Annotated in this window: 11 protein-coding genes; 5 read left to right on the plus strand and 6 right to left on the minus strand. The window is 66.6% G+C overall.

Going from position 1 to position 13,609, the window contains the following annotated elements; genetic code table 11:
- Positions 1-924: a hypothetical protein gene (locus IFSED24_RS13920; RefSeq protein WP_491332077.1), complete on the plus strand. Its 924-nt coding sequence runs from the start codon at positions 1-3 to the stop codon at positions 922-924.
- Between the two features lie 34 nt (positions 925-958).
- Here the strand turns inward: IFSED24_RS13920 and IFSED24_RS13925 are convergent, their stop codons facing one another.
- From IFSED24_RS13925 to IFSED24_RS13945, 5 genes are all read right to left on the minus strand, one after another.
- Positions 959-2,170 (minus strand): acyloxyacyl hydrolase, encoded by a 1,212-nt coding sequence (locus IFSED24_RS13925; RefSeq protein ID WP_491332078.1) that lies wholly within the window; start codon positions 2,168-2,170, stop codon positions 959-961.
- 128 nt (positions 2,171-2,298) lie between these two features.
- Positions 2,299-2,844 carry a C-type lectin-like domain-containing protein gene (locus tag IFSED24_RS13930; protein WP_491332079.1) on the minus strand — a complete coding sequence of 182 codons (546 nt, stop codon included), beginning with the start codon at positions 2,842-2,844 and terminating at the stop codon, positions 2,299-2,301.
- Positions 2,845-2,981: 137 nt separating this feature from the next.
- On the minus strand, positions 2,982-4,976 hold the full coding sequence (locus IFSED24_RS13935) for a FlgD immunoglobulin-like domain containing protein (protein WP_491332080.1): 1,995 nt from the start codon (positions 4,974-4,976) through the stop codon (positions 2,982-2,984).
- Positions 4,977-5,077: 101 nt separating this feature from the next.
- On the minus strand, positions 5,078-6,166 hold the full coding sequence (locus tag IFSED24_RS13940) for a PPC domain-containing protein (RefSeq protein WP_491332081.1): 1,089 nt from the start codon (positions 6,164-6,166) through the stop codon (positions 5,078-5,080).
- A gap of 77 nt (positions 6,167-6,243) precedes the next feature.
- Positions 6,244-7,419 carry a FlgD immunoglobulin-like domain containing protein gene (locus tag IFSED24_RS13945; RefSeq protein WP_491332082.1) on the minus strand — a complete coding sequence of 392 codons (1,176 nt, stop codon included), beginning with the start codon at positions 7,417-7,419 and terminating at the stop codon, positions 6,244-6,246.
- A gap of 218 nt (positions 7,420-7,637) precedes the next feature.
- On the opposite strand from IFSED24_RS13945, the gene IFSED24_RS13950 reads away from it, so the two are divergent.
- The 3 genes from IFSED24_RS13950 (at position 7,638) to IFSED24_RS13960 (ending at position 10,338) form a co-directional block, all read left to right on the plus strand.
- The gene (locus IFSED24_RS13950) at positions 7,638-8,576 is read left to right on the plus strand and encodes a calcium/sodium antiporter (protein WP_491332083.1); all 939 of its coding nucleotides are present in this window, start codon (positions 7,638-7,640) and stop codon (positions 8,574-8,576) included.
- Positions 8,577-8,704: 128 nt separating this feature from the next.
- Positions 8,705-9,307, plus strand: a complete 603-nt coding sequence (locus IFSED24_RS13955) for a hypothetical protein (RefSeq protein WP_491332084.1) — start codon at positions 8,705-8,707, stop codon at positions 9,305-9,307.
- Between the two features lie 311 nt (positions 9,308-9,618).
- Positions 9,619-10,338: a hypothetical protein gene (locus IFSED24_RS13960; protein ID WP_491332085.1), complete on the plus strand. Its 720-nt coding sequence runs from the start codon at positions 9,619-9,621 to the stop codon at positions 10,336-10,338.
- An 81-nt stretch (positions 10,339-10,419) separates the two neighbouring features.
- Here IFSED24_RS13960 and IFSED24_RS13965 read toward each other — a convergent pair whose 3' ends face one another.
- Positions 10,420-11,682, minus strand: a complete 1,263-nt coding sequence (locus IFSED24_RS13965; protein ID WP_491332086.1) for an ROK family transcriptional regulator — start codon at positions 11,680-11,682, stop codon at positions 10,420-10,422.
- 193 nt (positions 11,683-11,875) lie between these two features.
- On the opposite strand from IFSED24_RS13965, the gene IFSED24_RS13970 reads away from it, so the two are divergent.
- The gene (locus IFSED24_RS13970; protein ID WP_491332087.1) at positions 11,876-13,609 is read left to right on the plus strand and encodes a FlgD immunoglobulin-like domain containing protein; all 1,734 of its coding nucleotides are present in this window, start codon (positions 11,876-11,878) and stop codon (positions 13,607-13,609) included.

Here is a 13,609-nt window from a genome sequence, read left to right on the forward strand (position 1 = left end):
ATGCGACGTGTCCTTATCCCGCTGCTCCTGCTGGCCGCCGCCGGCACCGCCATGGCCCAGGAGTCGCCCATACCCCAGCTCGGCGACCACCAATTCGTGCCGGTCCTGGCACTCACCGAACCGTTCATCACCACCGATGTCCAGACCATCGTGGGCCTCGGCAAGACCGTCAACGCCACCGTCCCCTTGTTCGAAATCGACGGCAACCAGATCCTCGGCACCGCCAAGGCCGATATCTTCCAGGCTGGGATCGGGTTCCGCTACCAGCACGCCGCCAAGGACTGGCTCGCCGTGAAGCTGGCACTGAACGCCACCGGGCGGGTCGGCAGCGACACGGCCTCGCTCCTGGCCGACGGGATCACCGGTTCGGTCGGCTACCGAGTCGGCTGGAAGATGCGCGTCCTCCAGTCGCGCAAGTTCATCCTGAGCAGTTCGGTGAGCCTCGGCAACAACGGCGGCACCTTCATCAACCTGATCGACTGGGCCAACGGCATCATCGAGGGACAGAACGTCTCCCTGGTCCGCTCGCGCAACTCGCTGCAGGGCGTGGGCGGCCTGCACGCCGGCTGGGGCATCAGCCGCCGGTTCGGCCTGCTGGGATCGTTCAAGATGATCTATGGCGAGTCGTTCGACGGCAAGGGCAACAACAGCTGGAATACCGATGGTCGCCTGGCGTTGAGCTACGACCTGATTTACGACATCAAGGCCCCGCTGGGGCTGGCGCTCACGGGCGGGCGCTACGAGAGCGACCAGCTGGGCGGCAGCACCAAGGACGTCTGGTTATGGAGCGCCCGCCTGGCCGCCATGGGCCGCCGGAACTTCTGCATCGGCATCGATGTGCAGACATCCTATTACGACAGCGCCCTGCATGGGTCCGCCATGCAACTGATGCAATTCTCCCTGGACATGCGCTATTTCTATTGATCGGCGCTTCGCTGTCGACCCTCTCCAGGCCGTCTCACATCCGGTAACCCACCACCCACTCGAGGTTGTCGGCGCTGCCCAGTTCATGGAAGCGCACGTTCAGGCCGGCGAACCAGTTCCGGTAGACGAACTGCCGCACGCCCAGGCGCTGGTAGAACTCGGGCAGGCGCCCCTCCACGTCCTTGTAGAGGATCTTGTAGCCGAGATGGATGATCAGGTGGGTGCGATGGGCGTAGATCTCGTACCCGCCGAAGAGGCCCAGCTCGAGGTTGTCGCTGCTGCTCGGATCGGCGTTGTAGCCCTTGTTGATGCCGTCGACGCGCATGATGTCGCCCACCGATTCGTCGTAGCAGAAATCCAGGCCGAACGCGACCCGCGACTTGTAGCTGAACCGGTATCCCGCGCCCACGGTCACGTTGCCGATGAAGTAGCTGCGGTTGCCGTATTCCTCCCGGAGAGCGGGATCCGTGAAGTCGAGATCCAGGTTCCGCTTGCCGTAGGAACCGGTCACCGTCAGATCCCAGGCCTTCTCGTAGGCGATGCCGAAGCGACGGACGGGAGGCTCGACCGGTTCGCCGGTATCCCACTTGGCGAAGAGGATGGGGCCGACCTGGTTGAGGCCGTGGTTGGGGCGCTGGGTGCCGCCGTTGGAGAAGTGGGTCCCGGTGACGCCGCCGATGAGCGACCAGCGCCGGGCCAGGCGAAGCTCCGCGTTGGCGCCCACCTCGATGTGCACCGAGCGGCCGAGTCCCATGGCGACGTTCTTGGGGTTGTTCACCGGATCGTACGGCTTCCAGTCGTTGGTGAAGCCGAAGGCCAGCTCGAAGTTGAACGTCCAGCGTCCGGTGCGGGCCAGGGGCCAGCCGAAGAAGCCGTAGAGCGAGGTGGGCGTCCCCAGCTCCTCGTCGTTGTCGAGATCGGCGCCGTAGAGGCCGATGCCGTAGGTCGGAAAGTTGAAGACGTGGTGCCAGTCCCGGGAGCCGTCGGTCTGCCAGCCGAACTCGAGGCGCGCCGACTGGAAGCTGTCGATGGGCTCGCCGGACTGGTTGTCGCCCTTGAGGAAGTCGTTGGTCTGCAGGACCGAGCCGAACTGGTAGGCGCCGCGGAGGAAGTGCGAAGGGCCGGAGAATCCGGTCGCCTCGGTGTCCGCGGCCAGAGCCGCCGGGACCATGGCCAGCAGGGTCAGGCAGAGGGCCCAGGGGAACAGACGGGCGCAGAACTCGGTCGAGCGGTGGATCGGGTTCATGGCTGGCCTTCCAGTAACGGGGAGGGTTTGCTCACGCCGCGTGATCCCGGCGCCTGGCATCGATCGAGACCCGGAGCCGAGTATATACAGACTCTTTTCCGAAATTCAACAGCGGGCCCCCCGGCCCGCTACTCGAACTCGATGATGTAGCCCGCGTTCATGTCCCAGTTCCCGGGGACATCGTTCCAGATGGGCTGTTCGCCCCAGATGAAGGCCAGGTAATGCTCGGCGCCGCCGTTGTTGGGTTCGTTGGGCGCCCAGGCGGTGTAGGCGAACTCCCCACCCGTGCACCAGCACCAGCCACCGTCCGGTTCGGCGTAATCGGGCGACTCGGAGTCCTGGAATCCACCGAGGTAGTAGCGCTGGACGTCGGTCCCGAGGTCGTTGTAGAGGAACAGGTTCTCCTGCTCGCTGTCGACGACGGCCAGGTGCCCGGTGAGCTCCTCGTAGGTGGCGGCCGCCGCCGCGTCCCGGGCCTCGGTCCACGTGGACGCTCCGGCCACGGGCTGATAATAGTGGCCGTTGGCCGCGTTGAAGTAGATGCCGTCGGGAAGATCCGGACCGGTGGGACCCTCGTCATCGTCCTCGCTGCAGCTCAAGAGCGGTAACGTCAGCAAGAGGATGGCGACGATCAGGGCAAGGCGACCGATGCGACCGATATGGCGTCTGGACATGACCTCTCTCCTCGTTGGGCGGCGAAGAGCGACTCGCGACCAGTTCCAGGCGGAACTGTCGAGGCCATCCTATCACAAACAGAATGCTGATATTCAACACAAATGGTCGCGATCCCGGGCCACGCGACCCGCGCCACTCAGCGCACGAGCACGAGGCGCTGCACCTCGACAGTCTCCCCGGATTGCAAGCGTGCCAGGTAAATGCCCGCCGCCACGGTGCGTCCGCCGTGGTCCCGCCCATCCCAGCGCACGCGATGGCGGCCGCGATCGCGTGGTTCGTCCGCCAGCAGCGTGCGGACCAGCCGGCCGGCGGCGTCGTGCACCTGGAGTCTGACCGGACCTGGTGCGGGCAGATCGAAGGCGAGTGTGGTCGCCGGGTTGAAGGGATTCGGGTAGGCCTGCAGGGTGCCGGGCCCACCGGCCGGATCCTTCACCTGCGTGGGGTCGCTGGTGACCGTGAGCGCGAGCGGCAGCACGTAGGTGTCGTGGACCGCCTCGTTGGTGCGCAGTTCTAGGTGCGCGGTGTAGTCTCCCGGCGGTAGAGCGGTGGCGTCGAGAGCCACGTCCAGGGCGCCCGCGCTGCCGGCGGGAACCACGCCCTCGGCCGTCGCTCGGACCCAGGGCACGTCTTCGGCCAGCATCTGCACCAGCACGTCGCGCCACAGCTCGACCGTGTCGAGGACCCCGTCGTCGTCGCGGTCGGCCACGTTGGCGCCGTCCAGGAAGCCGCGGTAGAGGGTGCGCCCGCCGTTGGCCAGAACCATGACGTCGTCGCCCCGTCCCGGGCCAGCGCTCGGGAGCAGCCGGGCCAGCACCGCCGAACCGGGCAGCGCGGCGAGGCGGTGGCCGTCGATGACGTAGAAGTCGCCGAGCTCCACGAAGTCCGGCACGTCGTTGGGCACCTGGAAGAAGCGGGGTTCGGCGTCGGTCCAGACCACGGGCAGGGGCTGCTCGTAGCTCTCGATCCAGCGAAAACCAAGCTCCGCCCAGAGCGGATGGTCCGGCACCGCGTCGATCTGCCAGGTGCTCATCACCAGCCGGCCGCCCCCGCGGACGAAGGCCAGCAACTCGTCGTAGACGGGGTAGTCGAATTCGTAGAGATAGGTGAGCTGATGGTCGAAGATCACGGCGTCCCAGTCCTCGTCCTGCAACGCCTCGCGAAATCCGGTGATGTAGGCGTATATCGCGGTGTAGGGAATGTCGAGCGAGCGCAGGGCATGATCCAGGTCGGTGTCGTAGTTGAGGTCGTCGGGGTCGAACTCGGTGAAGACCAGCAGGCGCAGGTCGCGGCCGCCACGATCGGAACTGCGGTAACGGACCGGCTGTTGCTCGTGTCCCGCGGCCTGCAAGTTGGGCAACGGGACCGGGTCGCCCAGCACGAGCAGTTCGGCCGGACGGGGCGCCAAGGCCGTGGACGCCTGGTCGCCCGACCTCTCCTGCACGAAGAATTCGAGATCGTGACCGGCACGATTGTGCAGGGTGACGGTCCTGGATGCCATCGTGCCGGCGGCGAGGGTCACCGCCAGGTCCGCCGGCGCGAGTTCGAGGTCGCCGCCGGCCGATTCGCCCCACAGCAGGTCGTCCATGATGTAGCGTGCGCCCGGGGCCGTGATGGTGATCTCGGCGATGCCCGGAGCTTCCACCAGGAGGGGCACGGTCTCACGGGCCAGCGCCACGGTGGTCGAGGCCAGCAGGTTCCCCTTGGCGTCGTGGGCCGACATGGTGGCCGGATAACCCACCTCGATGGCGGCCCCGACGTTGACCTGGGCGAAGCCGGTCGACTCGGTCAGCAGGATGGTCTGGGGGTCGCACGGAATGCCGCCGTCGCTGTATTCGGCCATCTCGTTGAAGGCCAGAAAATTGGGTGGCGTGTATCCGACCACCAGGAAGAAGGCGCAGCTGGCCAGCACCCCGCCGCCGTCCAGGGGCGCCGGGCCGCGGAAGCGGAGACCGCGGTCCAGGTATTCGTCGCGCAGGGCCACCGTGTCCTGGAACAGGCAGAACTGAGGGCGATCGTCGAAGCCGAGTCGCTGGAACGTGCCCGCGTCGCCATCGGCGCGCAGCTGTCCGGCGGCGAGGATCAGGGCCAGGCTGGCAATCTGGGCGAACCGATGGGCGCGTCCGGTCATCATGGCCTCCTCCGGTCGGTGTTGCCGAGGATTCACCCATGATATGCCCATTCGCAGCCGGCAGACAGTGACTGCTGTCGTGTGCTCGACCCCGCCCGCGGACCCTACCGGTACATCGCCTTGACCTCGCTCCAGCTATGGGCCTCGGTGCTGACCACGCCGGGAGCCATGCCAGTGAACTCCAGGAGGTAGTCGAACTCGGCCAGCCCGTCGCCGTCCTCGTCGGCCCCGTAGGGCGGCTGGAACGTGGTCGGGATCGGCAGGAGCCAGATCTCCTGGCCCGGATCCCCGGTGACCGTCATCGTGGCCGGAGCGCACGGCCCGAATTGCACGTTCTGGTAGACCGCCATGGAGGCACAGTCGGTGGGCCGGATCTCGAAAAGGTACAGGGCATATTCGGCGTCCATGGTGATCTCCATGACGCCGGCCTCGCCGAGGTAGGCGATGAAGTAGTCACCTTCGCGATATTGTCCGCCATCCGGGCTGATATACCAGCCGCTGCGACCGTGGAAGACCAGCTCACCCGCAAGGTTTCCCTCCAGGTACTGGAAATGATTGGTGCCGACGCCGTCACAGATGCTGGTCTGGCAGCCGTTGTTGTAGCAATCGATGTAGCCGTTCACGAGGGGAGGCTCGCCCTCGGGAATGGCATCGGCCGGGATCGTCAGATCGCAAGGGATGTATTCATCGATGCTCAGCGCGTACTCGCCGGCGTTGCCGCCGTAGCCGTCGATCACGAGGTAGTAGGTCTCGTCCGCAGCCACCTCGACGCCCTCGATCCGCGACGTGTAGTCGGGGTAGAAGTCGTCGTTGCAGGCGACCAGTTCGAGCGCCGCGTCATAGAGGTAGACCTTGGTGTCGTAGGCCGAGCCGAGGAGATCCACGTCGAGCGCCTGGGCCGTCGCCACCGTGAAGGTGTAGACCACGTCCGGCGAGGTCGAGCCCGAGTAGGGGCAGATCTCGTCGTAGTCGTTGGTGTAGCCGGCGGTGGTTCCGGTGCCACTGTAGGGAATGGCGATGGTGACGGCGTCGGCGATGGTGTCGCCGCCCTGCCGGATCGTCTCGGGGTTGGGCGGCGGGGGGGTGATCGTGGCCGGCGTCTTGGGCGGGGCCGTGGGTTCCAGATACCAATCCGTAGCGGTCGCCGCGACGGCGAGTCCCAGGACCAGGAGAATGATCGCGAGCCTGTTCATGTCGAACCCTCTTGTTTCTCGAGTCAAGTGGACATGATAGGCCTCAAGACCGAGGTGGAGTCATGATGTGCTTCTCGTCATCGGACCAGGGTCATCTGCCGGGTCTGGGCACCCTGTTCCGCCGCTAGCCGGCAGAGGTAGACGCCCGAGGGCAGTGCTCGTCCGCGCTGGTCGCGGCCATCCCAGTGCACCGTGTGATGGCCCGCCTGGCGCCGGTCGTCGATCAGCGTCGCCAGGAGGGTGCCGTCCAGGGCGTGGACCCGCAGTCGCACCGACTGGGCCCGCGGCAAATCGAAGCCGATCACCGTGGACGGATTGAACGGATTGGGGTAGCTCTCCAGGCGCACTGCTGGCATGGCCACATCTGGTGCAGCCACGCCCCCGCCCATCTCCAGCGCCAGGCCGTAGCCGTAGTAGAGGCCGTTGACCAGGGTCTCCAGGCCGGTGCCGTCCAGGTTGATGCGCTGGATCATGGCGTCGTAGAAATTGCCGGTGACCCAGTAGAGCTGGCCTGCCGCCGCGTCGAGTTCGAGCGAGCGGGGCGAATCGGGCAGATCCTCCACCAGGGGCTGCACGTCCTCGCCCTCGAGGTTGGCCGAGTAGATGGACTCGCCCGTGGCCCAGTAGATGCGGCTGCTCGTCACGGCGAGCCCCCACGGATGGCCGATGCCCTCCCAGCACGCCAGCAGCAAGGTGACGCCGCTGCCGTCCAGGTTGGCGCGCTTGATGTGCTGGGTCATGCGTTCGGCCCAGTAGATGTGGCCTCCCGTGAGGTCGAGGGCGATGCCCTCGAGCTGGCAACCCGAACTGGCCGAGACCAGGTCCACCACATCGGTGCCGTCGAGGTCGGCGCGGCGGATGCGCGGGTCGCTGTAGGTGTAGTCGGCCCAGTAGATCTTGCCGCCGACCACATCGAGCGCCAGACCGATGGGATTGACCTCCGCCACGACGGTCTCGCGATCCGTTCCGTCCAGGTTCGACCGCTCGATGAGGCCGGCCGAACGGTTGGCGAAGTAGAGCTTGCCGCCGGCGCTGTCCACGGCCAGGTCCTTGACGCCGGTGCCGTCGATGAAACCGTCGAAGAGTGTCTCCTCGCCGGAGCCGTCGACGTTGGCGCGGGCGATGCGGCTCAGGCCCGGGTTGTAACTGTACCATTCTGTCCAGTAGATCCGGGTGGTGGTCTGGGCCGGCGCGCTCGTGGCCAGCGCCAGGAGCAAGAACAGCCCCAGCAGGATGAAGGACGTCCGCCTCATGGCAATCCCCTCTCTTTCCGAAACCTGAATCAAGACACTCATTCTACCGCAAATGAGATCGGGATTCCAGCGACGTGGGCGAAGGGACCTGCTGTCGATCAACCTGGACCATGATTAGAATGTGCCGATATCGCCCGCTTCCCATCGCAAAGGTGCCAGGTCGCACTCGCTGGACACCGCCCTGCTACCCGACCAGGAAGGCCGGTTTGGTGATGTCCATGACGATCATCGAGGCCGCCGGCGGCCTGATCATGCTTTATTTCGGCGGCGAAGCGCTCATCCGTGGTGCAGCCATGCTGGCCACCCGTCTCGGCGTCTCGTCCCTCGCCATCGGCCTGACCGTGGTCGCCTTCGGAACGAGCACACCCGAGCTCGTCGTCTCGCTCGATGCGGCGTTCTCCGGAGCCAACGATATATCGGTAGCCAACGTGGTGGGCTCCAACATCGCCAACATCGCCCTGATCCTGGGACTGGCGGCTCTCATCCGGCCCATGCGCGTCCAGGCCAAGATCCTCCGGGTCGACACGCCGATCATGATCTTCGCATCGCTCACCCTGGCCCTCCTGCTCGCCGGCGGCCAGGTCTCGCGGTTCGAGGGATCGTTGCTCCTGATCGGCCTGACCGCATACACCGGCACCACCTTCTGGGCGGCGCGGCGCGAGACGAGTCGGGTCCAGGAGGAGTTCGCCGCGGCCATGCCCGCCGTCAAGACCAGCATCCCGGCTGCCTGCCTGCTCGTGGTTCTGGGACTGGCCTCGCTGGTTGGCGGCGGTCATCTCCTGGTCGATGCGGCGATCGTGCTCGCCACGCGCCTGGGCCTGAGCCAGGCGGCCATCGGTCTGACCGTGGTGGCCCTGGGGACCAGCCTGCCGGAACTCGTCACCTCCGTCGTGGCGGCAGCACGGGGACAAGGAGACATCGCCATCGGCAACGTCGTCGGCAGCAACATCTTCAACATCCTCGGGATCGCCGGGATGACCGCGACGATACGACCGCTGGCGCAGGGAGCCCTCACCTGGCTGGATCTCGGTCTGATGTTGGCCCTGACCTGCATCCTGGCTGTCTTCCTCTTCACACGATTCCGACTGGACAGGCTGGAGGGAGGGGTCCTGGTGGCGAGCTACGTTGCCTATATGAGCTGGCTACTGCTAAACTGACAACAGCTTAAAAGAAGATAAAAAGGGAACTCTATAGGTAGCGGTACATATCACTGATCCCTAGATTGTTGAGGAGAATGGATCTCATTCGCATTGAACATCGGCTTCCTTTCCCGGGAGATAGAATCATGAAGAAGACCCTGGTGACCATGGCCATCCTGGCGCTCGTCGTGAGCGCGTTCGGCGCCGCCACGGCGAGCGCCTGCGACAAGACCCAGAAGACCGCGCAGGCCACCAGCGCCAGCGCGAGCTGTACCAAGACCGCCGCCGCGAGCGTCGCTTGCGACAAGACCGCTGCCGCCGCTGCCGCCACCTGCGACAAGACCGCCGCCAAGGCCGCCTACGCTGCCGGCGAGTCGGGCTGTTGCCCCGTGACCGCGGCCAAGGCCGCCTATGCCACCGCCCTCGAGACCTCCGGCTGCGAGGCCACCGCCAAGGCCGCCTACGCCAAGGCCATGGGCGAGGCCGTCTACGCCAGCGAGCTGGCGGCGAACCACTGCGAGGCCACCGCCGCCAAGGCGACCTACGCCTACGTGAAGCAGCAGACCGGTAGCTGTGAGACCGCCGCTGCCGCCTACCAGCACGCCGTGGCCAAGGCCGCCTACGACCAGTGCCTCGGCCAGACCGGTTGCACCAAGACCGCCGATGCGGAGTACGATAAGGCTGCCATGACGGCCGCCGCCGAGGTCGAGAAGATGGAGAAGGGCACCGCCAGCGAGGACGCGTCCTAGCGTAGGCCTCCGGTCATCCTTCGTGATCGCGTCAGCGTGGGCGCCTGGACTCCGGTCCGGGCGCTCACTGTTTTGGGGGTCGCGGACATGGTGCGGCCAAATCCGAAGCGGCGGTGACGAGGCGGCAGGAACTCGGTGATTCGGTCGATCCATCACCCCATCCTGACATCAAAAATAGGACTTGATTCGGTTACCGAACATAGTGTACACTCATGAGGTATCCTGAGACGGTCAGGCCGAATCAGGCCGACCGGACTGTGTCGATTGCGATGGTGTGGATCGAGATACTCCTTCAGCGAGAGGTTCCCAAGATGAAGAATCGAGCTAATGCATTGTTTGCCGCCGCGGTCGTGATCTGCCTGATCCCCGCCGCGGGCCTGGCCCTGACGCCCTACAGCCAGGACTTCGAGGGCCTGGTCCAGGACAGCCCCAGTGCGCTGGCCGATGACGGCTGGCTGATCTTCGCCAACGTCTTCAGCCCGGGCGGCGACTACCTCTATGGGTACGGCGTCTTCCCCGCCCCCAACGACGGCTCCGGCTTCTGCCAGGTCGCCATTGGCGAGGGCGGCGCCGAGCAGGGCGCCCAGCAGCTGGTCACCTACAGCGATTACGCCAATGCCGATCACGGAAACGGCAACCTCATCGAGTCCAATGTCTTCCAGGAGCAGCCGATCACGGCCGAGGACATCGGCGAGACCTGGGTCTTCGATTTCCAGGCCAAGCTCGGCAACCTCGAAGGCGGCACCACCGCTCTGGCGTTCATCAAGACGCTGGATCCCAACAACGGCTACGCGCTGACCAACTTCATCACCGTGGACATGACGACCATCCCCGCCACCTGGGCCGACTACTCGCTGATGATCGATATCGATGCGAGCCTGCCCGGCCAGATCCTGCAGATCGGCTTCGCCAACACGGCGACCAACTACGAAGGGTCGGGGGTCTTCTACGACAACATCAATTTCAACATCGATGGCGGCGTGTCGGTGGAGAACAAGAGCTGGGACGGCGTGAAGTCGCTCTTCCGGTAGATCGAATCCGGCCTGACGGACGTGACAGGGGACCTGCGCTGCAGGTCCCCTTCGTCTTGCCCCTCGGCCATCACGCGGAGCCTAGCCCTTCGTGCCGGTCCTGCCGCCGGCGGCGCCGGTCGGGAAGAGACTGGAATCGCTGAGCGCTGCCTTCAGGACCGCGGTCGCAGCACCCACGGCCACCGACTGCGGACCGAGCTTGCTGACCATGATCTCGGCCGCCGCCACCGAGCTGACGAGCGTGCGGCTGCGGATCCGCTCGCGGAGCGGAGCGAGCAGCAATTCGCCGACCCTGGCCAGGTCGCCGCCGAGGATCACCACGGCCGGGTTCAGGAGATTCAGGAGGCCGGCGACGGCGATGCCCAGATGCCCGGCGGCCTCCTGGATCACCTGCAGGGCGAGAGGATCGCCCTCCAGCGCCGCGCTCTCGATGTCGTGGACGGAGGGCAAGCGACCAGCCAGGCTGCTCTGCGGATATTCGGCGAGCAACTCGGAGGCACGGGCCTCGAGCGCCTGGGCACCCACCAGCGTGACCAGGCAGCCCCGCAGTCCGCAGACACAAGGTCCGCCATGCGGATCGATGGCCAGGTGACCGATCTCGCCCGCGACGCCGGTGGCGCCGCGATAGATCTCGCCCCCGATGATGTGTCCGGAACCGACGCCCGTGGCGACCTTGATGTAGGTGAGGTTGTCCGTTTCTCCACCCAGCCCCCACCAGTGCTCGGCCAGGGCGCCCAGATTGGCGTCGTTGTCCACGAACAGGGGCACCCCGAACCGCTCGCCAAGTCCGTCGAGCCCCAGCCGTCCGTCCCAGGCGGGCATCACGACGGTGGAGAGGCGGTCCGGATCGCCGGGATCCACCGGGCAGGGAACGGCGACCCCGATCCCGACCAGCGGCCGCCCTGCAGCTTCGGACGCCTCGAGGCAGGCCTGGCAGAGCTCCGTGATCATGCGCCGCGTACCGGCCGGATCGGAACGGACAGGGTGTTCCCTGGTCTCCCAGGCCAGCACCTTGCCGCGCAGGTCGGTCAGCGCCACGGCCACGTGGGCGCCACCCATCTCGACCCCGAGGATGACGCAGGCCTCGTCCTGGAACTCGAGCACGATGGGCCGCCGACCGCCACGAGAGGGGCCCTCGCCCACCTCGGCGACCAGGCCCATGGGCAGGATCTCGCCCACGATCTCGGACACGGTGGAACGGGAGAGCCCGGCCCGCCGGGCGATTTCCGCCCGGGAGATCCGGCGTTCCTCCCAGATCATGCGCAGCACGGCATCGGCCAGCGGTCGCGGTCGTGCGGGATCGGATCGCCGCAGTCCCTTCCAGGTCATGTGGTCGAAATTCATCTCGCTCTTTTCCTCAAGACGACACCCCTGCTCCATCCTGAATCTTATTTGTCCCGGAAGGCCTTGTCCACCAGCACGAGCTGGGAGCCGGGACGTGGCAGTCAGCCAGCTGGACCGTACGCTCACCTTTCCAGAGGCATGAATGTGGTATCATTGACCTGAATGACCGACGACCTTCCTGGAGTGGAGCGCATTGCTGACCCGGACCATGATCCGCAATCTCTGGCTCGCCGCCATGCTGGGCGCCGCCCTGGCGGCCCGGGCCGAGGTCTGGGTCGATACCGACTGGTCGGGCGGCCACTGGACCGGCATCGAACAACTGGACGCCGACACGGCCCCCGGCGAGCTGGTCCTGCTGGCCGATCCGCTGCGCTTCGTGCCGCTTCTCGACGCCACCGATTACGACGGGATCTGGAGCCTCGCCGTCTGGCAGGACCGCCTCTACCTGGCCGCCGGCAACGACCCGCCCATGATGAGCGACGGCGGCGACATCCTGGTCTACGACTACCGGACCAACGGCTGCAGCGTGGACTACTCGGTGTTCGAGCAGGGCATCGCGGTCCTGAAGGTCCACGACGGCGTGATCTACAGCCCGGGCATCGACTCGCAGGGGTCCCATCTCTGGGGCAACCTCTACTACAACGCCGGCGCGGGCTGGGTCCGCCGGGAGACGCTGCCGTATTCCGTGCATGTCTACGACATCATCTTCCACGACGACAGGATCTGGGTCACCACCGGCCAGGGCTATCCCGACACGCGTGGCGTGCTCTTCTCGTCCGGCGACATGGGCGGCACCTGGGTCGAGGAATTCGCCATCGTGCCCCAGCCGCCGGAGTCCACCTTCCGCCGGCTCTACGGGGCGACCACGTTCGCCGGCTCGATCGTGCTGCAACCCGATTTCGCGGCGCCCGAGGGAAAGGTGCTGCTCGAACTGCCGCCCGGTGGCACGGTGATCGAACACGACATCCTCGCCCACACCTCCGGCCTGGCCGGATTCCAGGAGTACCGCGGTCAGCTGTGGTGCCTGCTCCGCTACGCCCTCAACGCCTTCGATGGGACCACCTGGACCGGCTTCGACGTGCCCGCCGGCTCGCCCGACATCGTCTCCCGCGCCATCACGGTCTTCCAGGACCGCCTGTACATCGGCGGCCTGCAGAACATCTGCGCCACCGAGGACGCCCAGACCTGGCAGTGGTCGCAGATCGAGGAGAACACCGGTCGCGTGTTCGAGGCGCTGGAGATCTTCCACGGACGCCTCTATGCCGGGAGCCATCCCCACGGCGAGGTGTTCGTGACCGCCGTGCCCGGACAGGGCGAACTCGTCTCGCAGCCGCATTGCTTCGCCGCGCCGGCGGGCTCCGGACAGGTGACCTGGCAGGCGCTCCTGCAGGGGCCGGGCACCGCCGTGGCCTTCCAGATCCGTTCCGCCGGCGACGAGGCCGCGCTGGCCGCGGCGCCGTTCCTCGGACCGGACGGCACCGCCGCCGGCTGGTACGAGTCCTCCGGCGCGGCGCTGGCGTCGGCGCATCGCGGCGACACCTGCTTCCAGTACCGCGTCCAGCTCACGAGCGACGACGAGCGGTTCGCGCCGGTGCTCCAGGAGTTCCGCCTCGAGGTGGATGCGGTGACCGCGGCGCCCGGGGTGGTCCCGGCCCCGCTCGCGTTGACCGCCCAGCCCAATCCCTTCAACCCGCGCACGACCCTGCACTACGCGCTGCTGACGGCGTCCGAGGTGGCGCTGTCCATCTTCGATCTGCAAGGACGCCGCGTGGCGGACCTGGAACGCGGGGCTCGGACTGCCGGCCGCCATGCCGCCACCTGGGACGGCCGCGACGCCACCGGCCGGGGGGTGCCAGCCGGTACTTACATCGCGCGGCTGGTCGCCGGCGGCCGGGTGGCCACGCAGCGCCTGGTGCTGGTCCGCTGA

The sequence above is a fragment of the Candidatus Latescibacter sp. IFSED24 genome (genome assembly GCF_058273205.1).

Excerpts from the sequence above, each read along its gene's own strand:
- IFSED24_RS13920 (WP_491332077.1), top strand. The coding sequence starts at position 1 with ATGCGACGTGTCCTTATCCCGCTGCTCCTGCTGGCCGCCGCCGGCACC.
- IFSED24_RS13925 (WP_491332078.1), bottom strand. The coding sequence starts at position 2,170 with ATGAACCCGATCCACCGCTCGACCGAGTTCTGCGCCCGTCTGTTCCCC.
- IFSED24_RS13930 (WP_491332079.1), bottom strand. The coding sequence starts at position 2,844 with ATGTCCAGACGCCATATCGGTCGCATCGGTCGCCTTGCCCTGATCGTC.
- IFSED24_RS13935 (WP_491332080.1), bottom strand. The coding sequence starts at position 4,976 with ATGATGACCGGACGCGCCCATCGGTTCGCCCAGATTGCCAGCCTGGCC.
- IFSED24_RS13940 (WP_491332081.1), bottom strand. The coding sequence starts at position 6,166 with ATGAACAGGCTCGCGATCATTCTCCTGGTCCTGGGACTCGCCGTCGCG.
- IFSED24_RS13945 (WP_491332082.1), bottom strand. The coding sequence starts at position 7,419 with ATGAGGCGGACGTCCTTCATCCTGCTGGGGCTGTTCTTGCTCCTGGCG.
- IFSED24_RS13950 (WP_491332083.1), top strand. The coding sequence starts at position 7,638 with ATGACGATCATCGAGGCCGCCGGCGGCCTGATCATGCTTTATTTCGGC.
- IFSED24_RS13955 (WP_491332084.1), top strand. The coding sequence starts at position 8,705 with ATGAAGAAGACCCTGGTGACCATGGCCATCCTGGCGCTCGTCGTGAGC.
- IFSED24_RS13960 (WP_491332085.1), top strand. The coding sequence starts at position 9,619 with ATGAAGAATCGAGCTAATGCATTGTTTGCCGCCGCGGTCGTGATCTGC.
- IFSED24_RS13965 (WP_491332086.1), bottom strand. The coding sequence starts at position 11,682 with ATGAATTTCGACCACATGACCTGGAAGGGACTGCGGCGATCCGATCCC.